Source organism: Microcoleus sp. Pol7_B2 (genome assembly GCF_036701035.1).
In the GTDB taxonomy this organism is placed as follows: Bacteria; Cyanobacteriota; Cyanobacteriia; order Cyanobacteriales; family Microcoleaceae; genus Microcoleus.
This window is the reverse complement of sequence record NZ_JAUBQB010000032.1, coordinates 19,371-45,008: the sequence shown is the minus strand read 5'-3', so window position 1 is coordinate 45,008 and position 25,638 is coordinate 19,371. Positions and strand designations below refer to the sequence as shown.

The window sequence follows — 25,638 nt, the reverse complement described above, 5'->3', positions numbered from 1 at the left end:
ACCCGCGAGCTTGGAAACCTGCAGATCAATTAGTTTTGCACTACCAGCTTAACGTTGGCATTTTGCAAACCGCGCTGCTTGACTGCGGCCAAGGTCTTGTTAACTGCGTACTTCTGGTTGATGGAGTTGATTAACTCAGTTTGATTGTGTTTTTTGGCGACGCCCCAGAGGTCGGCAATCAGGTCAAAGGAACCATCGCTATTGCGAGACCAACCTAGGTCATATTCGCCTTCGAGAATCGCTACGATGTCGGAGCGAACGCGCTGACCGTTATAGCCACGAACATCAGCTTCTGACTTGACTGAAATGCCCAAGTCGCGCAGTGAAGCTTTCAGGATTTCGGCATCGGTGATTTTGGTACGCAGAGTGCTAAAGTGAGACATTGGATTTCCTCCTAATAAAACTGAGAGAGAAACAACAACGGTCTGGATTTAACGGTGCCGCTGGGCGGCTCTTCAATCGAACTGCTAGCTGTTGCTAGCCTTTGCTCCTGTTTGGACCAGGAGAAAGCTTTTAGAATTCCATTCGCTGGTATTCAGCGACGGAAGACGCAGCGGGCCGTGCACGCTGTCTAGCCCAATCTCGAAGGGCGGTGACCTGTTCGGTCATTGTTTTAGACAGTGGCATTGTAGATTTAATGGCCGCGATGATGTCTAGCTGCGTAAACTCTCGATCTTGAGCGAAGGCTTCGTACATTGCGGCTACTAGCGCTTGCTCAATCTCTGCACCTGAAAAGCCCTCGGAAACATTGGAAAGTTGCTCTAAATCGAAGCGAGTAATTTCCCGACGCCGCTTTGACAGGTGAATCTTAAATATATCTTGGCGTTCTTCTTTGGTAGGCAGATCAACAAAGAAGAGTTCGTCGAATCGGCCTTTCCTCAAGAATTCTCCCGGCAACCGCTCGATTCGGTTGGCTGTTGCCATTACGAAGACTGGGGAAGTCTTTTCTTGCATCCAAGTGAGGAAGGAACCGAAAATCCGGCTGGAGGTTCCTCCGTCTGAGTCGGCAGAACCAGTGCCTCCTGCAAAGGCTTTGTCTAGTTCGTCGATGAACAGGAGGGCTGGAGAGATGGATTCTGCGGTTTTGAGGGCATTGCGGAGGTTGGCTTCCGAGCGACCCACCATCGAACCGTCGTAGACTCTACCCATATCTAGCCTCAGCAGGGGCAGTCCCCACAGGCGGGAGGTAGTCTTGGCAATCAGCGATTTTCCGCATCCCGGTACGCCCAGAATTAACATCCCTTTTGGTTGGGGCAGACCGTATTCTCTCGCCCTTTCTGTAAAGGCGTTGGAACGCTGTCTCAGCCACCGCTTCAGCTCTTCTAAACCGCCGACTGCATCCAGGGTTTCGTCTTCTTCAATGAACTCTAGAATGCCGTTGCGCCGAATTAATTGCTTTTTCTCCGAAAGAACTATGTCTACTTCTTCTTCTGTGAGGCGCCCCGTCGAAACTTGGGCTTTGCGATAAACTTTTTCAGCTTCGTCCTTGGTCAATCCCAAGGCTGCTTTTAAAAGTTTTTCTCGCGCTTCTGTGGTAATGCGTCGCGATTTCGTTTGCTCCAACTGACCAGACAATACTTGGTTGAGTTCCTTCATGTCTGGCAACGCGAAGTCTAATACCACTACTTCCTTTTCTAGCTCGATCGGAATTTGCTGCAAAGGAGACATCAGTATAATTGTCTTTTGCGTTCCTTTGAAGTTGGCGATCGCATCGCGCAACCACCTCGTTACCGGAGGAGAATCTATAAAAGGATGTAAATCTTTGAAAATGTAGATGCTAGCGTTACTGTTGGGTTCTCGCTGCCTGATCACCCATTCAATTGCTGCCTCTGGCGAGACGGTGTTGTGTTGGGTGGTGGTGCGGGGTTGACCATACTCCACAATGCCGTGAGTTACAGTCCAGATAAATACTCGTCGCTGTGGTTTTGCTTGAGCTATTGTCGAAATTGCTTGCTCACACCGCTCTTCCTCGGATGTCACGAGGTAGATCAGAGGATATTGAGCTTGGATTAGAATACTGATCTCTTCTTGCATAGTCCTCGACCCACTAGAGACGGTGCTATCTTTGCTGAATCTCACTGCTGCCCTTGGCCCTGTTACTGAAAATTTCAGTTTTAGCTTTTTGGGGAAGCAAGGCATTCTTAGCAGGGAACCAATTCTTCCTCTCCCGGTTTGGCCGTGCTGGCACTGACGCCCGACACCTGCTTTACTGGAAGATCCTGTTCAGCCAATACGCTCGGCTGACTTGTTACGGAGGCCAGTTCTCCATCTCGCATTACTACTGAACCCGTGCATTCTGGACAGTTGTATACCCGATGGGTTTGTCCGTAGGAGGCTTCTACTTCGTCAACCAGTTCGGGATTTCCTAGGTAGAAGACAATTGCCCTTTCTGCAATTGATGACATCGGTTCAGTTTCGACTGCGGCTCGGATTTTGAGCTGGCGATGCAGTTCTGGTGGAAGATACAATGTAACTTTTTGCTTTTCTTGCATATGACAGTGAATTGACTTACCCGGGTATGTATATCAGATTAGCCGCTTAATTCTTTGCTGTCAAGCCTCTATGCAGCTTTAGCGTCATCTTGTAATATTTCGTTACATTTGAGGTAAATGTGGGTCTGTTAACAACGAAAAAGCTAGGGGTGTAGCTGATGAGGCCGAGGTGCTGCGGCAGGTAGGGTAGCGTCAAGGACGATCGACCAACTATAAATATGAACAATAGATATATAGGAGTAGGGCCAACAAATTCTTTGAGCCGCCATCTGGGGTAAGGTGCGTCATAAACACCCAGCCAGCTCATGAGGTTACTAACTTTGGGCGCTTTTATTTTGAAACCAAACTCCCCAAACAGTTTTTATAGCTTTAAGTCTGAAAAATCCGAACGTGAAATAGCCGTTTTCGGCTTTTTATCGGGTTCAGATTTAACACACCTTGACAGCGCTAGCGCTCAGCACCCTATGGTTAGACTTTTTGGATGACATTGTGTAAGCTGTTACGCACTTAATTTTTTTGCCCAAATGCTCGCTACAAGGACTCTAGGGTGCTAAATATTAAATTTAGATGGGTGTCAGCTTATCTTTAATAGGGCAGTGCTGGGTAATATATACTTGGATGCGGACCTGCTAACCTGAAATTTTTAATTTTAGATATCAAAGAACTGACTGATGGATTTAGACCAACAGATTCAAGCATTGATCGAAAAAGCTCCGCCCGACGGTTCGACGCCACAAATCTTAAAGGCGATCGCCCCGGCACTGGTGTTAATTGCCCAACAGCTACAGCACCTCGAATACTCGATCCTGCAAGCGGTAGACCAAAGTTGGGCGATCGTGGTTTTGAGCAATCTCAAGCAACCGGGACGGGAGAAGAGGGTGATTTATGCTTGGAACAATCTTAAAGATGCGTCGCAGGCTGCGGCGGCTGGGGGCGATCGCCTCAGACCGGTGCTTTTGCCTGTCACTCACATTTTATTTCAGATGATAGCTCTTGAAGGTCTTGACAGCATTGTTTTTTTTGAAAGTCCCGGCAATCAGGAAGTCGGGACGGAAATTCCTCGCGAGCAAGTACAGAGCTTAATTAACGTTTACTTGCAACAGTATCGATCGGCTCCACCGCCGGATATTGCCTAAACAACTCAATTTTCTATTTATTGGTAACAGGGCATTAGGAATTGGGAATTACGCATTACCAATTCCCCATTACCAATAAAGTGTAACTTTTTAACCTCTAATAAAGCCTACTCAAAACGTATTCAGCCAAATCAATCAAAGCTTGACGGGACTCTGAATGAGGCAGCGCAGCTAAGAATTCGACGGCTTTTTGTGCGTGATTTGTGGCTAGTTCTCGCGATCGCTCTATGCCTTTAGAATCTTCTACCAGTGCCAGGGCCTGCTCTAGATCTCCTTCTTGGGCAAATTCGCGTTCTATGAGAACTTCCAAGTAAGGTTTTTCTTCTAGGGCGAATAGTGCGGGTGCTGTCAGATTACCGCTTCTGAGATCCGAGCCTGCAGGTTTCCCCAAAGTTTCCGTTGAAGCGGTGAAATCTAATATATCATCTACTATTTGGAATGCCAAACCAATGTTCCGACCGTAGTTGTACAAATCGTCTGCTATTTCCGCTGAAACCTCGCTCAAACAGCCCGCTGCTTTGGAACTGTTGGCAATTAAAGACGCTGTTTTGTAATAACTTTTTTCCAGGTACGCTTCGATCGACAAGCTGGTGTCAAATCCATTGAGTCCCTGTTGAATTTCCCCCTCAGCTAAATCCATAATCACTTCTGAAAGCAGTTTGACTACTGGCAGGTTGTCGAGATTTGCCAAATGCCAGGAAGATTGAGCAAACAGAAAGTCTCCCGCCAATACAGCCACTCGGTTGTTAAACCGACTGTGAACCGTCGGCACTCCCCGTCGCAGATCCGACTCGTCCACCACGTCGTCGTGCACGAGACTAGCTGTGTGGATCATTTCCGTGATTTCAGCGAGGCGGCGGTGTTTTTCCGTGATTTCCCGATCGGGCATAGTCGCCTTGGCCATCAACAGAACGATTGCGGGTCTCACTCGTTTTCCCTTTGTGCCGAATAAGTATTCTGCAGCCGCGTACAAGATGGGATGACGGGCACCCACTAACTGTTTTAAGTTTTCTGTCAACAGTCGCAGGTCTTCTTCAACCGAGGAAAATAGGAGAGTGCTAGAGATCATGGATACGCCGACTCAAGCCGTAAAGTAACAAAATTTTACAAATCATATCTTTATTTTAAGGTAATTCTCTGCAATAGAAAAGAAAAATCTAGGCGATCGGCAGTTATTTGTCATCTGCCACCCGATGGAAGTCACCCGCCTGCCACAGGCGAGTAGCCGGCTGCCAGAGGGGTTGCCCCTATTGTATCGAATTGTTAAGGACACTGCCAAAAAATCTCTAAATCCCAGAAACCCTGTGTTATTATGGGTATTAAGGATTTAAACAATTCTATACATTAAGTACAGCCAGACTGGCAGGTAGCTTGTAGGTGCCTGTAAGAGTTTCGTAGAGCCAGCCTTGTTAGTCGATCGCAGCCAAAATTTCTGGGACAGATTTTTAGTTCCTCGCGGCTAAAAGTTTTCAGAAGTTAAGAGTAGCGCATCTTATGTGCACGGTAGCTCAAAGCAGCTAAAGTGGATGGTTTTAGGCTGTTTAAGCATCTGTAAAGCAGTAAATCATTATTGATGACCGGGAACGCCTAAATGTTCCCGTAGGCTTGATATGGAAAAACAGCCTTCAGAACCAAGGCATGGTCTTGCGTGCTGACTTAATGTAGTAGGTCTTGAACTTGTCCTGCTCCTCCTCGTCCTTGACTTTTGGTTCTAACTATGATTTATCGCGATATTCCTCTAATTATTCCCATTCTGGCCGCCGGCTATGTAATGACTATTTATGTAGTGCTGATGTTGGCCGAACGCAGCGCTAAAATCACTCGATTGGGCGAGTAGTGCATTGCTGGGCAGCCGAAGTCGGCAGCAGCGCCCTCGCTTCACCCTTGAGAACTCGGAATACTCAATAATAACCCTGCCTTGAATGCTTGCGCGCAAAGGCAGGGTTATTATTTACAATTGCGGGCACTGTGATTTTCTGGGCTGCTAGTTACTGCAACACATAGGTACAGTTATCGATGTTCAATGCCAACAGCCTCTGAGGCAGGATATTATATTTAGTAGCAGCTTGTATCGCTCACAGCAAGTTTCATCTCAGGTAAAGCAGGCTCATGTTCCGAGAAAGCTATTAAATTATTATCAAAAATGCTGAGTTTGAAGTCGTCGGTTATGGTGCAAAAAAACGCAATATTTCTATTGTTTTATGACAATAACTTACAGGAATAAAACGGGATTTTTCTGAATAGATCAACCTGCTTTTTCAACAGAAAAAATCCCGAAAATTGCACGGCAATCATCGATTTCATCAAAGGGTGCTTAAATGGCTGATTCAGGCAGATAGTCTCTGTCATTTATTCACAGATTATCAATAAGATAATTTGCTAGGGAGAGACACACAAGTAATTTTTAATTTTAAAAAAATTTTCGATATAACTGTAGGGTATAAAAGTAAGTGCCACTCTTAATGACCCCTTAAAAATCTATTAACTTTTGATTAAAAAAACTAAAACCCAGAGTAGAAGTTGTCAGAAATTCTCAAGCTACACTGCCTAAATTGTTGTGTAATCCAGACGAACTCAAATAAGTTTCCCTAAATATGATGCAGAATGGTTTATCAATAGTCGGGACACTTTTTCTATGGCCCAATGGCTTATTCTCGCTTGACTTTGAGGCGAGCGTGGATAATTAAATCAATGTCACCTATAGCCGTGACTTGCATTTAATTCGACTTTTTTATGATGCTTGCCCTGTAAGGCTTGTAGTATCTTTCCAAAAACTGTCCGGAGTATTGGTTTATAAGCGATAGAGAATTGCCGACTTTTAAAAGTAGAGGTGAGAGCAGAAAATCAGAGCCTGCTCGTCAGTGGCAAGTGAATTACCGGGGAATTTGGCCACAAATATGTGCTCCGTTCTTTACCACACAACCCGCCGACGAAGGCAGGGGCTGGGGACGGGAGATTGTTAAAAAAAGTGTGGAAAAACATTCGGGTAAAATAGAAGTAACATCAGTTATCGGTCAAAGGATGTGTATGGTGTTAATTCCGATCGCCGTTTAGCGGGATTGCACTAAAAATCCTACCAATGTGCGACTAAAATGCAACTTTAGACTGATGTCAATTATCGATTGCGGTGAGCGTGCCGCGAGTGTAAAATTTGAAATCTAAAATGGTATTAAGTGGCGGTTTCGCCTGCATATATTCCCCTTGATTTGCCCATGTCAACAACAGTTTCTAATACCCAAAGCTTGCTAAAACAGGCGATCGACCCCAAACCACCGGTGCTACCTCCAGACACACCCTTGAAAGTCGCAATTGCTGCCATGACTCAGGCGAGTGCCAGTTGCATTTTAATCGCGTTTGAGCAGCAATTGCTCGGAATTTTTACAGAACGCGATGTTGTGAAAATAACTGCTAGCGAAATACCGCTAGCAGGGGTGGCAATTTCTGAGGTGATGACTGAAAACCCGATCGCTATTTCCCTCGATCAAGCGGGAAATATCTTCAAGGTATTGAGCATATTGCGATCGAAAAGAATCCGTCATTTACCCCTCCTAGACGAAGGTGGCAACTTGCTAGGCGCTATCACCTGCGAAAGCATCCGTCAAATCCTCAAACCGGCCGACTTGCTGAAAATGTGGCGCGCCGAAGAAATTATGACCACACAAGTAATAGTTACTTCAAGCAGCGCCTCAGTTTTAGAAGTCGCAAAACAGATGAGAAGCCAGCGCAAAAGCTGCATAGTCATTTGCACTGACAGCGACAACAAAAATCAGAAACCTGTGGGCATAATTACAGAACGCGACATTGTTAAATTCCAAGCTTCTGGACTAGATTTTGCACGTACTCCCATCACCGCCAGGATGAGTTTTCCGCTGATACCGTTGCAGGTAAAAGCCACCTTGTGGCAGGCTCACCAGTTAATGCAGCAGCACAGCATCCGGCGCTTAGTGGTGGTGGACGAGGAAGGATTTTTAGCCGGAATTGTGACTGAAATTAGCCTGCTGCAGGCTTTAGATCCGGTAGAAATGCACGCAAATGTCGAGCTTTTGCAGGAAACAGTTGCCGACAAAATTCAGGAGTTGAACAAAATGAACGAAGAATTGCAAAAAGAAGCGTTGCGGAGAACAGAAGTCGAAGAAAAATTGCGAATTTTAAATGATAATTTGGAAGAACAAATAAAACAGCGAACTTTAGAATTAATTAATGCCAACAGTCAGTTAAAAAAGGAAATACAAGACCGCACCACGGCTGAAGCTGAAGTTCGCCGCCTCAACACCGAACTCGAACAGCGAGTTCTAGACCGCACGGTTCAACTAGCAGCCAGTAACGAAGAATTGCAGCAACAAGTTAGTGGTCGGAAACTGCTAGAAGAAAAATTGCACTTTTCTGAAAGGAAAGTCCGCGCCGTTTTTGAAGCAATGACCGACATAGTTCTCGTGCTAGACAGTCAGCGGAACATAGAAATTTTGCCAACGAATGTGGCAGCGGTGTCTGAGCCTGATTGCGATATAGTCAGCTTGACTATAGAACATTTTCTTGACGATAACAACCCGGATGATTGGTGGGTGTTAGTTCAGCAAGTTTTAGAAACCGAACAAACTATCAATTTTGACTACAGCTTAACAGTTTGTGATCGCGAAATTTGGTTTTCTGCCTGCATTTCTCTATTCTCAAAAGATGCAGTCATTTGGGTTGCCCGCAACATCAACGCCCGCAAAATAGCCGAGTCAGCCCTCTGCCAAAAAAATGCAGAGTTATCTCATACCTTAGAAGAACTGAAGCGGACTCAAAAAGAACTTATTCAATCAGAAAAAATGGCAGCCCTCGGACAGTTAATTGCCGGAGTTGCTCATGAAATCAATTCTCCTTTAGGGGCGATTCGCTCTTCTGTGCAGAACATCGCCGATTTCTGGACGGAACAGTTGCAGCAGTTGCCGATATTTTTTCAACAACTATCCCCGGAACGGCGGCAGGATTTCTTTGCTTTGCTACACAAGTCCAGCCAAGAAACAGATACATTATCTAGTAAAGAAAAACGTCAGTTAAAAAAACTTTTGCAGGGGCAATTAGAATCAGAAAAAATTGACGACGCCGCCAGTCTTGCCTGTACTTTATTAGATATCGGCATCGGTAATAATATAGAACCTTTTTTACCTTTATTGAAAGACAAGCAAAGTCGAAACATTGTACAAACCGCCTACCAATTTGCTACGGTACAAAAAAGCACTAAAAATATTGCAACTGCTACAGATAGGGCCGCCAAAATTGTTTTTGCTTTAAAAAGCTACTCTCGTTACGACCAGTCGGGTTCCAAAGTAATCTCTAATATTACCGACGGTATTGATACTGTTTTAACGCTTTACCACTACCAAATCAAACACGGTGTGGAAGTAGTCAGAAACTATGGTACTAATTTGCCCTCTGTGCTATGCTATCCTGATGAACTCAATCAAGTTTGGACAAATTTGGTTCACAATGCTTTACAAGCGATGGGCAACAAAGGCGTGTTAAAAATTGATGTCAAACACCAAGCGAACGCAATATCAGTCAGTATTACCGACAGTGGTCCCGGCATTCCTCCAGAGATTATGCCGAGAATTTTTGAGCCGTTTTTCACAACTAAACCTCCAGGGGAAGGCAGCGGTTTGGGATTAGATATAGTTCAAAAAATTCTGGAAAAACACCAAGGTGAACTGCAAGTAGAAAGCGTGCCTGGCCAAACAAAATTTACTATATCCTTGCCAGTCGGAATCCCTTGATAGCAAGAAAAAAAAGAGGGAAATGCCCCAATTTTTAAAATTTAATAGCAGTAAAGTTTTATGTCTAAACCAGTAATTTTGTGCGTTGACGATGAAGTTGTGGTCTTAAATAGTTTAAAAATTCAACTTAAAAAAGAATTTGGGGATGCTTACCTCTATGAAGTAGCAGAAAATGCAGAGGAAGCTCTGGAAATTATGGAGGAAATTCAAAACGAAGATGAGAGTGATATTTTAGTCATAGTATCTGACTGGTTAATGCCAGGGATTAAAGGAGATGATTTTTTGATTATGGTTCACCACAAATATCCTAAAATTGTGAAAGTTATGCTGACCGGGCAAGCAGACGAAGTAGCAATAGCACGGGTGAAAGAGCAAGCAAACTTGCACCGTTGTTTGTACAAGCCGTGGGAACGCAAAGAATTAGTAGAAACTATAAAATCTGGTTTGACAAAAATATGAACAATAAACCTGTGATTATTTGTGTGGATGACGAACCAATAATTCTTGAAAGTTTGAAAATTGAGTTAAAAAAAACCCTGGGCGAAGAACACTTATTAGAAACCGCTGAAGGTGGCGAAGATGCTTTAGAGTTAATCGAGGAATTACTGGCAGAGGGGTGCGAAATCGTAGCAGTGATTTCCGACTATCTGATGCCGAATATCAAAGGGGACGAATTGCTCAAGCAGATTCACATAATTTCGCCAAAAACTATCAAAATTATGCTGACGGGGCAAGCAGACCTAGAAGCAGTGGCGAATACTATTAAATATGCTAAATTGTACCGATATATATCGAAGCCTTGGCAGTCAGAAGATTTGAAGTTGACGGTAAAAGAAGCGATTAACAGCTATTTTAGGGAGAAGCAATTAGCGCAACAAAATGCTCAACTCCAAAACCTAAATCAAGAACTGGAAACTTTAGTCGAGGAGCGGACTGCACAACTGCGATTGTCTGAGGAAAAGTTTGCTAAAGCTTTTCGTTCTTCTCCCAATCCGATTACTATTACCAGATTTAATGACGGTCGTTATTTAGAAATTAATGAGGCTTTTTGCCAGACAATCGGTTATTCGGCTGCAGAAATTATCGATCGCACGGCGCTTGATTTGAATCTTTGGGAAAATATACAAGCCCGCGCCGAGTTGTTTAAAATGTTAGATGAAAAACAAATTATTCTCAACTACGAATTGGATTTTCGCACTAAAACAGGGGAAATCCGAACCGGGCTGCTGTCAGCAGAAATCATTGACATTCATGGCGAAACCTGCGTGATTTCTGTGATTCAAGATATTAGCGATCGCAAATTAGCCGAAGAAAAACTCCGAGCTGTAGCGGCTTCTTTAGCAGCAGCGCAAAGAATCGCCCGTGTCGGTAATTGGGAATGCGATTTATCGGCAAACACAACTACTTGGTCGGAAGAACTATCTCGGATTTTTGGGATCGATCCAACCCAGCCTGCGCCAACACTAACTGAGTTTTCGCAATACGTGCATCCCGACGATCGACAAAAGTGGCAAACAACGATCGACACTGCTATTGCTAGCGGGCAATCTTACAGTTTGGAATATCGAATTCTGCGCCCGGAACCGAAAATTGCTGCAGATAATTGCCCGTCACAAATAAGTGAAGCCGGCTTCATCCGCTACATTGAAGCCAGAGGAGAAGTAGTTGTCAACCAACAAGGTCAAGTGACAAAACTCTTCACAACTTTGATGGACATTACCCCACGCAAGCTGGCAGAAATAGCCCTTGCAGAGAGCGAAGAAAAATACCGTCATTTAGTTGAAACTTCCCAAGATATTATCTGGTCTTGCAATGCTCAAGGACACATTACTTTTGTCAACCAAGCAGTTAAACAAATATACGGTTACGAGCCTGAAGAAATGCTCGGCTGTTCTTTTAGCGATTTCTTAGCCCCAGGAGAAATAGATTGGAAATGGGAACTTCAGCAGCGCTTGCTGACGGGAAAAACTGTGTTTCAGTACGAAAATATAGTATTAGGAAAAGACGGCAGAAAGATTGATGTAAATACCAAGGCGATCGCGCGCATGGACGCTGAAGGAAACATCATCGGCACCACAGGCACTGCTAGCGATATTACCGAACGCAAACAAGCTGAAATAGTCCTGCAAAAAGCTAAAGAAGAAGCCGACAGAGCGAACAGGGCAAAAAGCGAATTTCTCTCGAATATGAGCCACGAATTGCGAACTCCCCTCAACGCAATTCTCGGTTTTAGCCAACTGCTAGCCCGCGACCCAGACCTCGATGCCGACCAACAGCAATACTTAGGAATTATTACCCAGAGCGGGGAACATTTGCTCGTTTTGATCAACAATATTCTGCAAATGTCAAAAATTGAAGTCGGGCTGGTGACACTTAATAACAGCACCTTCGACTTGCACAAAATGCTAACTAATACTGAAAATATGCTGAAGCTGCAAGCCGAGAAAAAAGGGTTGCAGTTAATTTTTGATTGCCCCCCAGATCTACCTCAATATATAGAAACTGACGAAAGCAAGTTGCGACAAGTCTTGATCAATGTTGTAGGTAATGCTATTAAATTTACTGCGGAAGGGGGTGTTAATTTGAGACTAAAACATGAGCTGCTAAGCAACAAAAATTCCCCCGAATTTCGGCGAAATGAAAGTTGCTATTTGCTATTTGAAGTGGAAGACACTGGTTCAGGAATTTCTGCGGAAGAAATGGATAATTTGTTTAAACCTTTCGCACAAACAGAAAGCGGGAAAAAAGCTCAAGAAGGAACAGGTTTGGGCTTGCCAATCAGCAAGCAGTTCGTTAAGTTAATGGGAGGGAAGATGACGGTAACAAGCACCCTCGGTCGCGGCAGCATTTTTAGGTTTGATGTTAAAGTTTGGCTCCCTAATGCAGTGGAAATTCAGGTGGCTCAAACAGCTCGCCGAGTGGTGGGTCTGGAACCCGGACAGCCAGAATACCGGATTTTAGCTGTTGACGATCGCCTGGAAAGCCGCTTGCTGTTGGTCAGAATGCTGACATCGCTCGGCTTTGCGGTGCAGGAAGCTGAAAATGGCGTTCAAGCTGTGGAAATGTGGTCGAGTTGGGAACCTCATTTGATTTGGATGGATATGCGGATGCCGGTGATGGACGGTTACGAAGCTACTAAACAGATTAAAGCGCATTTGAAAGGTCAAGCAACGGTGATTATTGCTCTGACTGCAAGTGCTTTTGATGAGGAGCGATCACTGATTTTGTCTGCTGGTTGCGATGATTTTGTAGCGAAGCCTTTTCGGGAGCAAGTGATTCTGGAAAAAATGGCTAAGTATCTGGGAGTCCGCTATGTTTACGATCGAGAAGCTTCGCTAACTTCTGATGCTGCGGTGTCCGCCGAGGTTTCCACGGCAACTGAAACGGCTGATTTGGCTTTTACGCTCAATACTTCATTTTTGGAAGCTATGCCTGCTGAATGGATTGATGAATTGTATTCTGCGGCGGATGCGGTTGATAACGAGGAGATTTTTCGGCTGTTGTCGATTCCTCCTATTAATGCGAGTTTCCGCAGCGCGATCGCCGATTTGGCGAATAACTTCCGGTGCGATCGGATTCTCGATTTGATTGACGAGTTTAGAAATTGTTGAAGGATGAAATAACAAGGGATAATAGGGGCAGGTTCAGGATTATTGATGATGTAGGTCGATCGCCTATTTGTAAACTCGCCTGCAGCCGATAGACTAGTTTACTTGTAGCCCAGCTCCACACCCTGGTAATCATCAGTCATTCCCCATTCTTTAAGGTCAAATCTCAAATCTTAACTAGGATAAGTTCTGTAAATATAAAAGGAGTTGATTGAGGAGGGAGTGCTATAATGATTATTTAAGCAGTTTTCATAATTTCACCACTTCTTAAATTAACAAAAAATAGCGCTCGATGACCAACAATCAAATAGAAGAAAATAAAGGCAACATATTAATTGTTGACGATACTCCAGAAAATTTGCAAGTTTTATCAGCAACGCTGTCCGATCGGGGCTACAAAGTCCGCGGCGTAATTAACGGCAAAATGGCAATCAGGGCCGCGCGCTCTGGTTCTCCCGATTTGATTTTGCTCGACATCAAAATGCCCGAAATGGACGGCTACGAAGTCTGCACACAGCTCAAGGAAGATCCGAAGACATCCGACATTCCCGTTATTTTTATCAGCGCTTTAGATGAAGTATTGGACAAACTAACCGCCTTTCAAGTGGGAGGGGTTGATTATGTCACAAAACCGTTTCATGTAGCAGAAGTTTTAGCGCGAATCGAACACCAACTGACTATCCAGAGACTGAAAAAACAATTGCTCGATCGCAATAAAGAACTGCAAGAAGAAATAATAGAACGCAAAAAAGCCGAAGAAGCAGCGGCCGCTGCTTCGCTAGCAAAAAGTCAATTCGTTGCCAACATGAGCCACGAATTGCGGACTCCCCTGAACGCCATCCTGGGTTTTACCCAAGTCATGAGCCGCGACTCTTTGCTCAGCCACGAAAATCTCGAAAATCTCCGAATTATTAATCGCAGCGGTCAACATTTGCTGGAACTAATTAACGATGTTTTAGACTTGTCGAAAATAGAAGCAGGGATAATTGGCTTAGATCAACGCAGCTTTGACCTTTATCAACTCCTCGACACTCTCGAAGAAATGTTTCAAATCAAAGCTGAAACAAAAAAACTGCAACTGAGATTTTCCGTCCAGGCAAATGTTCCCCAATATATAAAAACTGACGAAAAAAAGCTGCGGGTTTGCTTAATTAACCTGCTGGTAAATGCCATGAAATTCACTCGCGACGGGGGCCGTATTTGGCTGCGCGTGAGCGTGGAAAGCAACCAGTCACAGCCTGCAGAATCGGAAATTCATCCTAACTCTACCTCAGTCGAGCCATTGTTAATTTTGTTTGAAGTTGAAGATACGGGTGTTGGCATAGCAACAGCAGAAATTGATACTTTATTTGATGCTTTCGTGCAAACACAAGTCGGGAGAAAAGCTGCTGATGGTACGGGATTGGGTTTGACAATTACTAAAAAATATGTGCAGATAATGGGTGGGGATATTTGGGTGAAAAGTGTTTTAGGTGAGGGAACCAGTTTTAAATTTAATATCCGAGTATTTGCCGCTATTTCGTCTGAAATAACAATGGCGACATTGCAGCGGGTGATCGGACTAGAAGCAGATCAACCGGTTTATCGGATTTTAGCAGTTGACGACAATCAAGAAAATCGGCTGCTGCTGGTTAAAATGTTGCAACCAATTGGTTTTGAAGTCCGAGAAGCGGAAAATGGCTACCAAGCGGTTGAACTTTGGGAAACTTGGCAGCCTCATTTAATTTGGCTGGATACGCGAATGCCAGTAATGGACGGTTTTGAAGCTGTCCGAAAAATTAGAGCGAAAGAGAAACAAACTCAGTGGCGAACTATAATTATTGCTCTGACTGCTAGCACTTTTGAGGAAAAAAAAGGCGAAATTATCGCCGCAGGTTGCGACGATTTTGTGCGGAAACCTTTTCAAGAACAAATCCTTTTTGATAAGATGGCTTGCTACTTGGGAGTGCGCTATCTTTATCAAGAGTTGCCCCGACTCCCTATCGGGGCTTTACGCCGTTATTCTGTGAACGAAAAACCCGATTCATTTTTCGGAGGGCTGCTGGATCAGATGCCTCAAAGCTGGGTGAAGGAACTCTATGAGGCAGCTAATGATGTTAATGAAGAGCTGGCGATTCAACTTGTCGATCGCATCTGGGAAAGTCATCCAACTTTAGCTGAGGCTTTAAAAGATTTGCTTGCCGATTACCGACTCGACAAGATAATGGATTTAACTCAATCGAGTTTAAAATAAATGGATAATAGCGAAATTAAAGTATTGGTGGTTGATGACCAACCAAGCAATCTGCGGTTCTTATCCAAACTGCTAACCTCCCAGGGGTATCAAGTTTATCGAGCTATTTGCGGTCAACTGGCGTTGAATGTTGCGATCACCCATTGCCCAGATTTAATTTTGCTCGACATTAGAATGCCGGAAATGAACGGTTATGAAGTTTGTCGGAGACTGAAAGCGACACCAGAAACTGAACAAATTCCGGTAATTTTTTTAAGCGTATTAGATGAAATGAACGATAAACTACAAGCATTTCGAGTAGGAGGCGCCGATTATATTACTAAACCATTTCAAGTAGAAGAAGTTTTAGCGCGCATCGACAAGCAAGTCCGATTGCAAAAACTGCAACAGCAATTAAAAGAACAAAATTCTCAACTGCAACAGTCTCAGTCGCTGCTTGCTAGCATATTAAATAGTTCCTTAGACTGTGTGGTGGCTTATTCTGCTGTCCGCAACAGTGAGGAAAATATTGTAGATTTCCAGTGGCTCTTAATCAACCCTGCCGCTGAAAAATTTTATGGTCTGCTATTACATGAGATAGTTGGCAAGAATTTGTTAGCCAAAGTTTCCCAGGTTAGCAATAAAAGGTTATTTGATTTGTATGTTTCTGTAGTAGAAACAGGAGAAACTGTAGACCAAGAATTTTATTACGAACAGGAGGGAGATACAATTGTTTGGCTGCACATTGTGGCGGTCAAATTAAATGATGGTCTGGCAGTAACATTTCGTAACATTACCGAGCGCAAACGAGCAGAAATTGCCCTACGAGACAGCGAAGAACGCTTCCGCGCGATATTCGAGCAAGCTGCGGTCGGCATAGCTAAAACCGCGCTTTGTGGTAAATTTATGCGGGTAAATCCCGGCTTTTGTCAAATTGTCCGTTATGGACAATCCGAATTGTTACAGCAAAATTGGGAGGCAATTACTCACCCAGATGACAGAGAAGCGGACAGAGAATACCTGCGCTCGCTGTTATCCGGGCAGATTCAAACTTTTTCTGTGGAAAAGCGTTTGCTATGCAAAGATGAGGCAGTGCGCTGGGCAAATGTTACTGTTTCGGCAATGCGCGATGTCAAGGGGACGCTGCAGTATTTGATTTGTGCGATCGAGGATATTTCCGAACGCAAGCTGGTACAAGAATTACTGCAAGAGAGTTTAGACACTCAAACCCGCTACGCTCAAGAATTAACTCGTTCTAATGCCGAACTAGAACAGTTTGCTTACGTGGCTTCTCACGATTTGCAAGCGCCTTTGAGCACGATTGCTGGCTACGCTCAACTATTAGAAAAACGCTTTCCCAACCAACTTGATGCCCAAGGGAATAAATTTATCCGCAATATTGTTCATTCTTGCGAGCGGATGCAGGCGCTGATTGATGACTTGCTGGAGTATTCGCGGGTCGGTCGCAGTCAGAAACCTTTTGAGATGATAGATTGCAATCGGGTTTTTGAGGATGCTTGTGCTAATTTGCATTTGGCCATCCGCGAGAATCAAGCTTCAGTGACTAGGGGGAATTTGCCAAGGATAAAAGGTGACTCTTTTCAACTGCTGCAACTGTTTCAAAATTTAATTGGTAACGCCATTAAGTACCGCAGCAGTGAGGCGCCGGTGGTGCAGGTGGACGCTTCGCATCAGGGGGATAGCTGGGTGTTTTCAGTGCAGGATAATGGTATTGGGATTGCCTCACAGTACCATCCGCGAATTTTTCAGATTTTTCAGCGCTTGCACACCCAAAAACAGTATTCGGGAACTGGTATCGGTTTAGCGATTTGTCAAAGAATTGTCGATCGGCACGGTGGCAGCCTGTGGGTAGAATCAGAACCCAATCGAGGCTCGACTTTTTATTTTTCTATTCCTATACCAAAGTGAAGTCAGCAGTCCGCCTGAAGCAGTCAATCAATTTTAGATTTTAGAATTTAGATTTTAGAATTGAAGAAAGCGACCTTACTGATAAATCCAGGGGCTTGTGATCAGGATTGGGAGCTTTTTTCTTGCTCCACGGATGAATCCGGGCGCTTGTCACCAAATTGCTTGATTGTCACCCGTCCTTTACTTAAGCTTTAAATAGCTTTATCTTTTCTTTACAAAAATGCTTATAAAGTGTAGCATATTCACTGATGACATCGAGCGATAAATCTATCAATATAAATCTAGTAGCTCTATCCTTATACAACTTATAAATCAGCGGTGCGCGCAAGACTTGTTAATTTTTTTCAACTGTATCTAGAGCATCTTGCTTTGGGATGCAATACTTTCCCTAGTAGTTCGCGGAGAAGGATTTGTGATGTGTTTGCAGTTGGCCGGTTCTCGGACAGACTGCCAAGTGAAACAAGCATGATTCGCAAACCTTTGCAAATGGAGAAAAACGGTAAATTACAGCTACACAATTTCAGTGTTATCAGCCAGATTTACCGGATGATGGCAAGAGATTCTTTGCAGGTAGTCAGACACGGCTCAAAGTCCCGCAACCTCACAAAAGAATTTGGTAGTGAGGCAAAGCCGTGAATTATCACAAGAAAAAATTTACTCTTTTAATAGCAAACGATGACGAGGACACGCGCTTTTTGGTGAAGGAAGCACTGAGAGAAGTTCGATTAGCAATTACGAGCGAATTTGTGGAAAATGGAGAACAAGTGCTAGACTACTTGTACCGTCGCGGTCAATATCTTGGTAGCAGCAATTGGCATCAGCCAGACTTGATACTTTTGGATCTGAATATGCCGAGGCTGGACGGGCGAGAAACACTAACTTCGATCAGATCTGACCCCCATTTGCAACAAATTCCAGTTGTAATGCTCACAACTTCCCACCGCAGAGGAGATATTTTGCTTTGCTACCGCTTGGGAGCCAATTCTTTCATATCCAAACCAGTCACTTTTGAAGGCTTGCTTGAAGTAATGAAGACTTTATGTGAGTATTGGTTTGAAATCGTTTCACTCCCGCCGGATATGTAAGCATTAATGGAGCGCTAAATGCCTAGTTTGAGTGTATAGTGAATTTAATAAGCCGAAATATTGGCTTATCGCAAGTATCGCTCTCAAAACAAAAAAGTTGCCTTCGACGCGCTCCGAACGCTATAGTTGTGTTAACACGTCACCAATGTCTGAAAATTTTGTTGGTTGAGGATGACCTCGGAGCTCCGACAATGATCGAAGACCTTCTAGGGTCATTCAGCGAGTCTCTATTTCTCCTCCAAACTGTTACCTCTCTGGAGAGAGGAGTCGGGTGTCTGGAAGTAGAAAAGTTTGACGCCGTACTATTAGATTTGTCAGTGTCAGACAGCTTGAGGGGAAGCGAGGCGATCGCAGTTTTGAAAGGGCGATGGCCCACATTGCCAATTGTGGTGCTGACAGATATCAGCGATGAAAATATTGCCCGGTCGGTATTGCGCTGGGGCGCTCAAGATTGTTTGGTAAAGGGAAGATTTCACAGAACTCTGCTGGTGCGGGCAATCCATTACGCGATTGAACGCCAGCAAATCGAAGAACAATTGCGGCAGCAGGCTCTGCGACAGCGGCTGTTGGGCAAAATGATCGAACATATTCGATCGTCAATAGATCCGGCAAGCATTCTCCAAAGTACCGTTGCAGAAGTGCGCCAATTTCTCCAAACAGACCGCGTTTTAATTTATCGCTGTCAGGATTGGGTGTCTCAATTGGACGGGGAAGAGCAAAAAGGTGCGATCGTCGCAGGTGACGGTTTGCCAGAAGGTTATATTCAAAACCAAAATATTAGTGCTGCTTTGGCGGTGTCATGCTTTATTTTAGTCGAATCCCAGTCGGTACAAGCAATAGCAGATGTCAGCACTGCCCCCTTGGCTGGCAGTTGCAAAGAATTGTTGACAGATTGTGAAATTGCAGCAGTTATAAGCGTACCAATTTGGCAATCAGGCGACTGGGAAACGGCAAAAGAAACACCAGAAGCCACTGTTTGGGAAGTCGAGAACAATCAAGATGCAGCGGAAAATTATATCTGGCACCACGCGAGTGGAAAACCGCAGGCGCACAGTAAAAATTTGCCGGATTCGATCGCAGAAAATGGCAATAATTTGTGGGGAATGTTGACAGCATACAATTGCTGCGGTGTCAGGGAATGGCAGCAGTGGGAAATAGATTTTTTACAGCACTTGGCAAATCAAGTGGCGATCGCGATCGAACAATCTCAACTTTACCGCAAGCTAGCAATAGCCAATCAAAAATTGCAGCAACTGGCAACTACTGACGGACTGACTGGCATTGCCAATCGCCGCCAGTTCGATCGGGTTTTGAACTTAGAGTGGCGCAGATTGGCAAGAGAGAAACTGTCGCTGTCTTTAATTATGTTGGACATCGACTTTTTTAAACTTTACAACGAGTTTTATGGGCACCTCGGCGGGGACGATTGTTTGCGCCAAGTTGCCGGGGCGATCGCCAGCGCCACCAAGCGGGCTGGGGATTTGACTGCCCGCTACGGTGGCGAAGAATTTGCCCTAGTGCTGCCCAACACTAGCGCCGAAGGGGCAAACGCTGTCGCCCGGAAAATTTGCGACGGCATCGCCAGCTTGAAACTGCCCCACGCGCGATCGTCGATCGGCCCCTACGTTACCCTCAGTTGCGGCATTGCGACAGCGATTCCTTCTGCCCAGGAATCTCCCAACACCCTAATTCGCAGCGCTGACAGCGCCCTTTTTCAAGCCAAAACCGAAGGCAAAAATCGCATTTGTCACGCCAGCAGTAACTCGGAATCTTCCCCGATTTTTATGTAAAAGTTGAAGGTAATTTGTAATTTGTAATATCGTGTTTAATTTTTAATTCACAACTCCTAACTCATATTGTTTACCTTTGTATCAGAATAATTATTTTCTGAGTGCACTGCCCGTGGGATGCAATCGAGTGACATGGAGTAAGGAGAATGCTCACTTGCAGGATATAATTCAGATATTACGGTATTTGATATTACTGAGATGTTGCAGTCTTCTCAATTACTTGTTTAGGAACAGGCAATATGCCTGTTACACAAGAAAATTTACTCGGTGTCTAACAGGCATATTGCCTGTTTTTGAGAAGGGTGCCAGATGTGAGATATTACCCATTTTCGCTTCCAAATTTCAATTGCCAATTGCTAATTTATTGCCCCAAATTTGAATTTGTAGTTGTTAAATTCGGTCGGACTGGAATTTCAATCAAAAACTCCGCTCCCTCTCCCGGTGTCGAAATACAGCTCAATCTGCCGCCGTGGCGATCGACGATAATTGAGTGAGAAATCGACAATCCCAAACCCGTACCCTTGCCCACAGGTTTAGTCGTAAAAAACGGGTCAAACAGCCTCGATCGCACCGACTCCGGTATCCCTCGCCCGTTATCCGCAATAGATACCGCTACGAAGTCGGCAGCCGCCTGATAACTGCGAATAGCGATCGTGCTGGGATGTCGATCGCACTCCTCGATCGAACGCTGCTTGTCCCGTTCTTCCAAAGCATCGATCGCATTAATTAAAATATTCATAAATACCTGATTCAACTCGCCCGGAAAACATTCAATTTGTGGCAATAGTTGGTAATCTTTAACTATCTGAATTTCTCCATAACTGCTGTGAGATTTTAACCGATTTTGCAAAATCATCAACGTGCTATCAATGCCCTCATGAATGTTAACCGACTTCCCTGCGGACTCGTCCAATCGTGAAAAATTACGCAACGATTTCACAATCTCGACAATTCGCTCGGTTCCTACTTGCATCGAATTAAACAATTTCGGGAAATCCTCAGCGATATAATCCAAGTCTATTTGATCAATTTTCTCCAAGACTTGGGCTGGCGGATGAGGACAGTAATGCTGGTAAACTTTAATCAATTCCAGCAAATCTAAAGTGTAATTGCGAGCCGGATTGAGATTGCCGTGAATAAAGCTAACAGGGTTATTAATTTCGTGAGCAACACCAGCAACTAACTGACCCAAGCTCACCATTTTTTCATTTTGAACGAGCTGAGCTTGAGTCGTTCGGAGTTTGTTAATAGCTACTTCTAACTCTAGCGCTTTTGAACGTTCTCGCACTTCCGATTCCTGCAAAGCTGACTCGGCTTGTTTGCGATCGGCAATTTCACTTTGTGCTTGCTCAAACAGCATTGATTGCTGGATCGCGATCGCCAACTGCACGCTAATTTGTTTGAGACACTCGACCTCAATTTCCTGCCAGTGACGGGGGCCCGCGCACTCGTGAGCAATCAATAGCCCCCACAACTTCTCGCCTTGCAAAACTGGCACTACCAAATTAGCTCGCACCTGAAATTGACTTAATAAATTAATGTAGCACTCGGAAAGATCAGCTTGGTAAATATCATCCACAGCTACAGTACGACCGTGTTCGTAAGCAGAAGCATAGCGGTCTTCAAAGCAGGAATCGTCAATAGTTATTCCCTGAATAGCCAGCCAATTTTTGCCCACTGACTCGACATTTACAAAACCGCTCCAATCGGGATTAAACTGATAAATTACTGTCCGGTCTGTTTGTAAAAATTGCCGTACTTCAGCAACAGTTTTTGTCAAAATTTCTTCTAAATTGAGAGAAGAGCGAATGCGTTCCAGCATTCCTACCACCAGGCGTTCTCGCTTTAATTGCTGGCGCAATATAGCCTCAGCAAGTTTGCGAGTGCTAATATCTTCAATCACACCAATTACATAGCTAGGTTCCCCAAACCCATCCCGCACTAAAGATACAGTCATATTAGTCCAAACAAATGAACTGTCTTTGCGAATAAAGCGTTTTTCAAGAGAATAATTAAAAATTTCCCCAGCTAACAGTCTGTCGCGCGACTCGACATCGGCTGCTAGATCTTTGGGGTGAGAAATATCCCCAACATTTCGTGATTTTAGCTCCAATTCCGAGTATCCGACTATATTGCAAAACCCTTGATTTGCATTCAAAAATTGACCGTCTGGCCACACTTTAACAATGCCAATTGCCGCTTGTTCAAATACAGCGCGAAATCGCTGTTCGCTTTCTTGTAAAGCAATTTCTGCTTTTTTGCGATGGCTAATGTCCATTGCCGTGCCAAACAGCCGCACCACCTGACCCAACTCATTTTTAATAGCTTGTCCTTTACAGTTGACGTGCCTGATTTCTCCTGATGGAAAATAGATGCGGTGGTCGATATCGTAAGCTGTCCCTTCAGTCACTGCTTTTTCTACAACTTCTGCAAACCTTTCTTTGTCATCGGAATGAATTTGCTCGAAAAGTTCTTCCATTGTCGGTGGCAGATTCAATTCTCGACCGTAAACTCGAAACAGTTCCTCCGACCAAGTAATAACTCCTGCCTCCCTATCGAATTCCCAATTGCCGATGCGGGCTATTTTTTGCGCTGCTTGCAACTGTTCGGCAAGTTGTTGCAAAGATGCGATCAACTGAGTTTTTTCTGCTTCTGCTGCAACGCGGGCACTGATATCTTTGTGAGTGCCTGTTATCCGCAACGGCGCACCCCATTCGTCGTACTCGACTACCTTGCCCATCGCCAGAATCCACTGCCAATTCCCCCCTTTGTTGAGCATCCGAAATTCAAATTCATAGATATCAGTCTCACCTTCCAAATAAGAATTTAAACATTCCATTACCTTTACTCGGTCTTCTGGATGCACCAAACTTTCCCAACCTTTGAGGTTATTTTCAATTTCGGTTTCTGCATAGCCTAGCATTGATTTCCAATAAAAATCGAAATAAGTTTCGCCAGTAGCTATATTCCAATCCCACAGACCCAAAGAGCTGCCTGAAACTGCCAACTGCAATCGCTCTTGACTGAGTTTTAATGCCGATTCGGTGCGTTTTATTTCTGTGAGATCGGCAATGATAGCTATCATTCCTATCGGTTGCATAGCGCTATCTTTAATGCAGTTAGCTCGCAAGAAAGTTTCTATGATAGCGCCATTTTTACTCTTAATTTCAATTTCACTTTCCCAGGAAAAACCTTTCCGCAGCACCCTAAATAACTTTCTCAAGTCTTGAGATCGGGGATACATTACTGCTGGGCCGCCAGCATTATTTAGTTCCTCAACTGTATAGCCGTAGCGCTGAATAAATGCTTGATTGTGATAAACGGAATAACCATCCAAATCTGCGATCGCGATCGCATCACTAGCACTGTCTACAGCTTGAGTTACCAGGCACAGAGTCATTTCGGCTTGTTTGCGCTCGGTAATATCAAAAATCGCTCTGTCGAGCCACAAAACAAGCCCTTCTAGATTGTAAGTTGGTCTACCTCTTTCCGACATCCACCGCACCGCCCCGTCATCGCGAACAATCCGGTATTCTAGATTGTACGGCTGTTTCGACTCTACTGCTGCGCTGATTTGTCGATCGACCATTTCCTTGTCTGCCTCGTGGACAATGCTGGCAAAACTCAAGCCGTTGTTGCCAATAAAATCCCCAGCAGGATACCCACTAATGACCTCAATTTCATCACTAATAAATACCATCCTCCACTCAGCATCATACAAGCTGCGGCAGATAGCGCCTGGGATATTCTCAACGAGCGATCGAAATCTGGCTTCACTCTCCCGCAAAGCTGCCTCAGCCTGTTTTAAATCAGTAATATCCAGCACCATGCCTTCCCAAACTATATCCCCTTCCTGCGCTATTTCAGTCGGACAATTAACTCGTTCCGGTCTGGAAACCCCTTGCATCCACTTAAGTTTGCCCGACGGTACAATCGCGCGCCATTCCTGCTGCCAGGGCTGCATATTTGCCGCAGAGACAGCAATAGATTCTTCAAATTTTTGACGATCATCTGGATGAATTAAATTAAAAAGTAGTTGAGGATTCTGCTGAATATTTTCTGGTTCCAATTCAAATAAATAGCGGCTGCCAGAAGAAATATAAGGAAAACTTTTTTGACCGTCGGTTGAGAGACGAAATTGATAAATTATTCCCGGCAAGTTGGCAGCAAGTTGCCGCAGTCTAGCTTCGCTTTCTTGCTGCGCTAATTGTTTGCGCCTATCCTGAGTGATATCTCTAATTATTCCCACGAGAATTTTACTGCCATCGGTATTTTCAAAGACAGTTTTTTTAGTAGACAGAATGTGCTTTGCACCGTTGGCGTCAGTAAATATTTCCTCACTCTCGTTTTCTTTCCCCGTCCTAAACACTTGTTGGTCAGTATGCCAACCAATTTCAGCTTCTTGTTTTGGGAAAAAGTCATAATCCGATTTGCCCAACAGTTCCTCGCGCTGCTTCCCCATCAGCTTGCAAAAAGCATCATTTAACAGTATCCAGCGGTGCTGTTCATCCTTGACAAAAAGTGGGTCTGCAACTGCATCGATTGTATAATTCAAAAACTTTTTACTAGCTTCTAGTTCGGAAAGTGCTAAAATCTTATCTGTAATATCATTAATAGTTCCTGTCGTCCCCTGCGCCTCGCCGTTCCCGCCAAAAATAAAAAATTCTTGCACTTCCACCCACCGAATTTCCCCATTTTTGGTAACATATCGACTTTGGTAACAACAGGATATTTGTTGATTTGATCTCCGACCTTTAAAGGAATTTAAATATTGGTGGTGATCCTCAGAATGAATGTAACTCAAACAGGAAGTTCCTAAGCTTTCATCAACGGTAAATCCGGTAATTTCCGTCCAAGCCGGATTGAGAAAAGTCCAATTGCCAGCAGTATTGGTTTCAAAAACGACTTCTTTGATATTGCCAACAACCTGCTGGTATTTTTCTTGACTTTTTTGCCATTCTGCTTGCCGTTTCTGGCGGGCGATCGCGCACCTGAGCGTCCGTACCAGCAGTCGGCTGTCTACCTGTCTTTTCACCAGATAATCTTGGGCGCCGGCGGCAATTAACTCGACAGCTAGTTCTTCGTCATCGGCCGCTGTCAGAATGACGATCGGAGTATTTATACAGCAATCTTGAAGTCGGAAAAAAGTATTAAATTTTAGGCTGTCAGGAAGTGAAAGATCTAATAAAATTACATCAAAAATTTTGTCGCTTAAAATTTCTATAGCTTCCCGGAGGCGAACTACATTGGTCAGATCAATTGACTTTCCTAGTTGGGGTTCACACAGCAGTTCTTGAATGAGTTCTGCATCTTCTGCACAGTCTTCTACTAAAAGAATTTTCAAACAAGCAGGCGTTAAAGTTGACTCAAAAACAGATGTCATACCATTTTATATTTTATATTTTTGATTTGAGATTTGGAATGACTGATGACTATCGCAATTGGGTTTTTGCGTACAGTGGCATTTTTTTTCCTGCTATCCTTTTGCTATTTTTTAGTAATTATAAAATGTCAGCAGCGGATGCAGCTACCTAGCTGATGATTGGGGAACTTGAACCACACGCTTGAGAGTGGGCTGTGTGCTTGCAGACCACGCAGATTTATTTATAGAATTGAGTTGTTCGCTGCAA

The 25,638-nt window shown here is 44.2% G+C and carries 15 protein-coding genes; 10 read left to right on the top strand and 5 right to left on the bottom strand.

Annotated elements, in window-relative coordinates; translation table 11 throughout:
• Positions 1–29 precede the first annotated feature (29 nt).
• The 3 genes from QUA57_RS14300 to QUA57_RS14290 form a co-directional block, all read right to left on the bottom strand.
• The gene (locus QUA57_RS14300) at positions 30–383 is read right to left on the bottom strand and encodes a DUF1257 domain-containing protein (RefSeq protein WP_006635781.1); all 354 of its coding nucleotides are present in this window, start codon (positions 381–383) and stop codon (positions 30–32) included.
• Between the two features lie 130 nt (positions 384–513).
• Positions 514–2,034: a stress-responsive protein Ycf46 gene (ycf46, locus tag QUA57_RS14295; protein ID WP_006635782.1), complete on the bottom strand. Its 1,521-nt coding sequence runs from the start codon at positions 2,032–2,034 to the stop codon at positions 514–516.
• A gap of 107 nt (positions 2,035–2,141) precedes the next feature.
• Positions 2,142–2,492, bottom strand: coding sequence for a hypothetical protein (locus tag QUA57_RS14290; protein WP_006635783.1), 351 nt, complete (start codon positions 2,490–2,492; stop codon positions 2,142–2,144).
• A 671-nt stretch (positions 2,493–3,163) separates the two neighbouring features.
• Here QUA57_RS14290 and QUA57_RS14285 point away from each other — a divergent pair.
• On the top strand, positions 3,164–3,628 hold the full coding sequence (locus tag QUA57_RS14285; protein ID WP_333061631.1) for a hypothetical protein: 465 nt from the start codon (positions 3,164–3,166) through the stop codon (positions 3,626–3,628).
• A gap of 97 nt (positions 3,629–3,725) precedes the next feature.
• Here QUA57_RS14285 and sds read toward each other — a convergent pair whose 3' ends face one another.
• On the bottom strand, positions 3,726–4,697 hold the full coding sequence (gene sds / locus QUA57_RS14280) for a solanesyl diphosphate synthase (protein ID WP_333061632.1): 972 nt from the start codon (positions 4,695–4,697) through the stop codon (positions 3,726–3,728).
• A gap of 1,739 nt (positions 4,698–6,436) precedes the next feature.
• Between sds and QUA57_RS14275 the strand changes: the two genes are divergently transcribed.
• The 9 genes from QUA57_RS14275 to QUA57_RS14235 all read left to right on the top strand — a co-directional run bounded on the left by QUA57_RS14275 (position 6,437) and on the right by QUA57_RS14235 (position 20,008).
• Positions 6,437–6,682 carry a hypothetical protein gene (locus tag QUA57_RS14275; protein WP_333061634.1) on the top strand — a complete coding sequence of 82 codons (246 nt, stop codon included), beginning with the start codon at positions 6,437–6,439 and terminating at the stop codon, positions 6,680–6,682.
• Positions 6,683–6,840: 158 nt separating this feature from the next.
• Positions 6,841–9,384 carry a CBS domain-containing protein gene (locus QUA57_RS14270; RefSeq protein ID WP_333061636.1) on the top strand — a complete coding sequence of 848 codons (2,544 nt, stop codon included), beginning with the start codon at positions 6,841–6,843 and terminating at the stop codon, positions 9,382–9,384.
• 60 nt (positions 9,385–9,444) lie between these two features.
• On the top strand, positions 9,445–9,843 hold the full coding sequence (locus QUA57_RS14265) for a response regulator (RefSeq protein ID WP_333041397.1): 399 nt from the start codon (positions 9,445–9,447) through the stop codon (positions 9,841–9,843).
• Positions 9,840–12,995 (top strand): PAS domain S-box protein, encoded by a 3,156-nt coding sequence (locus QUA57_RS14260; protein ID WP_333061637.1) that lies wholly within the window; start codon positions 9,840–9,842, stop codon positions 12,993–12,995. The genes QUA57_RS14265 and QUA57_RS14260 overlap by 4 nt, the downstream gene beginning before the upstream one ends.
• 289 nt (positions 12,996–13,284) lie before the next feature.
• On the top strand, positions 13,285–15,225 hold the full coding sequence (locus QUA57_RS14255; protein ID WP_333061639.1) for a response regulator: 1,941 nt from the start codon (positions 13,285–13,287) through the stop codon (positions 15,223–15,225).
• Entirely contained in the window at positions 15,226–17,133 is a 1,908-nt protein-coding gene (locus tag QUA57_RS14250; protein WP_333061641.1) for a PAS domain S-box protein, read from the top strand.
• 465 nt (positions 17,134–17,598) lie between these two features.
• Complete coding sequence (locus tag QUA57_RS14245; RefSeq protein ID WP_333061642.1) at positions 17,599–17,769, top strand: hypothetical protein; 171 nt, start codon at positions 17,599–17,601, stop codon at positions 17,767–17,769.
• Positions 17,766–18,218 (top strand): response regulator, encoded by a 453-nt coding sequence (locus QUA57_RS14240; RefSeq protein ID WP_333061643.1) that lies wholly within the window; start codon positions 17,766–17,768, stop codon positions 18,216–18,218. Before QUA57_RS14245 ends, QUA57_RS14240 begins: the two co-directional genes overlap by 4 nt.
• Before the next feature lie 38 nt (positions 18,219–18,256).
• Positions 18,257–20,008 carry a diguanylate cyclase domain-containing protein gene (locus QUA57_RS14235; RefSeq protein WP_333251161.1) on the top strand — a complete coding sequence of 584 codons (1,752 nt, stop codon included), beginning with the start codon at positions 18,257–18,259 and terminating at the stop codon, positions 20,006–20,008.
• Positions 20,009–20,369: 361 nt separating this feature from the next.
• On the opposite strand, the gene QUA57_RS14230 is transcribed toward QUA57_RS14235, so the two are convergent.
• A complete protein-coding gene (locus QUA57_RS14230) occupies positions 20,370–25,391 on the bottom strand; it encodes a PAS domain S-box protein (protein ID WP_333061647.1) in 5,022 nt (1,673 codons plus the stop codon).
• Positions 25,392–25,638: the final 247 nt, after the last annotated feature.

Bases quoted from the DNA above. Each gene is read 5' to 3' on its own strand.
- QUA57_RS14300 (WP_006635781.1), bottom strand. From the start codon at position 383: ATGTCTCACTTTAGCACTCTGCGTACCAAAATCACCGATGCCGAAATC.
- ycf46 (WP_006635782.1), bottom strand. From the start codon at position 2,034: ATGCAAGAAGAGATCAGTATTCTAATCCAAGCTCAATATCCTCTGATC.
- QUA57_RS14290 (WP_006635783.1), bottom strand. From the start codon at position 2,492: ATGCAAGAAAAGCAAAAAGTTACATTGTATCTTCCACCAGAACTGCAT.
- QUA57_RS14285 (WP_333061631.1), top strand. From the start codon at position 3,164: ATGGATTTAGACCAACAGATTCAAGCATTGATCGAAAAAGCTCCGCCC.
- sds (WP_333061632.1), bottom strand. From the start codon at position 4,697: ATGATCTCTAGCACTCTCCTATTTTCCTCGGTTGAAGAAGACCTGCGA.
- QUA57_RS14270 (WP_333061636.1), top strand. From the start codon at position 6,841: ATGTCAACAACAGTTTCTAATACCCAAAGCTTGCTAAAACAGGCGATC.
- QUA57_RS14265 (WP_333041397.1), top strand. From the start codon at position 9,445: ATGTCTAAACCAGTAATTTTGTGCGTTGACGATGAAGTTGTGGTCTTA.
- QUA57_RS14260 (WP_333061637.1), top strand. From the start codon at position 9,840: ATGAACAATAAACCTGTGATTATTTGTGTGGATGACGAACCAATAATT.
- QUA57_RS14255 (WP_333061639.1), top strand. From the start codon at position 13,285: ATGACCAACAATCAAATAGAAGAAAATAAAGGCAACATATTAATTGTT.
- QUA57_RS14250 (WP_333061641.1), top strand. From the start codon at position 15,226: ATGGATAATAGCGAAATTAAAGTATTGGTGGTTGATGACCAACCAAGC.
- QUA57_RS14245 (WP_333061642.1), top strand. From the start codon at position 17,599: ATGATTCGCAAACCTTTGCAAATGGAGAAAAACGGTAAATTACAGCTA.
- QUA57_RS14230 (WP_333061647.1), bottom strand. From the start codon at position 25,391: ATGACATCTGTTTTTGAGTCAACTTTAACGCCTGCTTGTTTGAAAATT.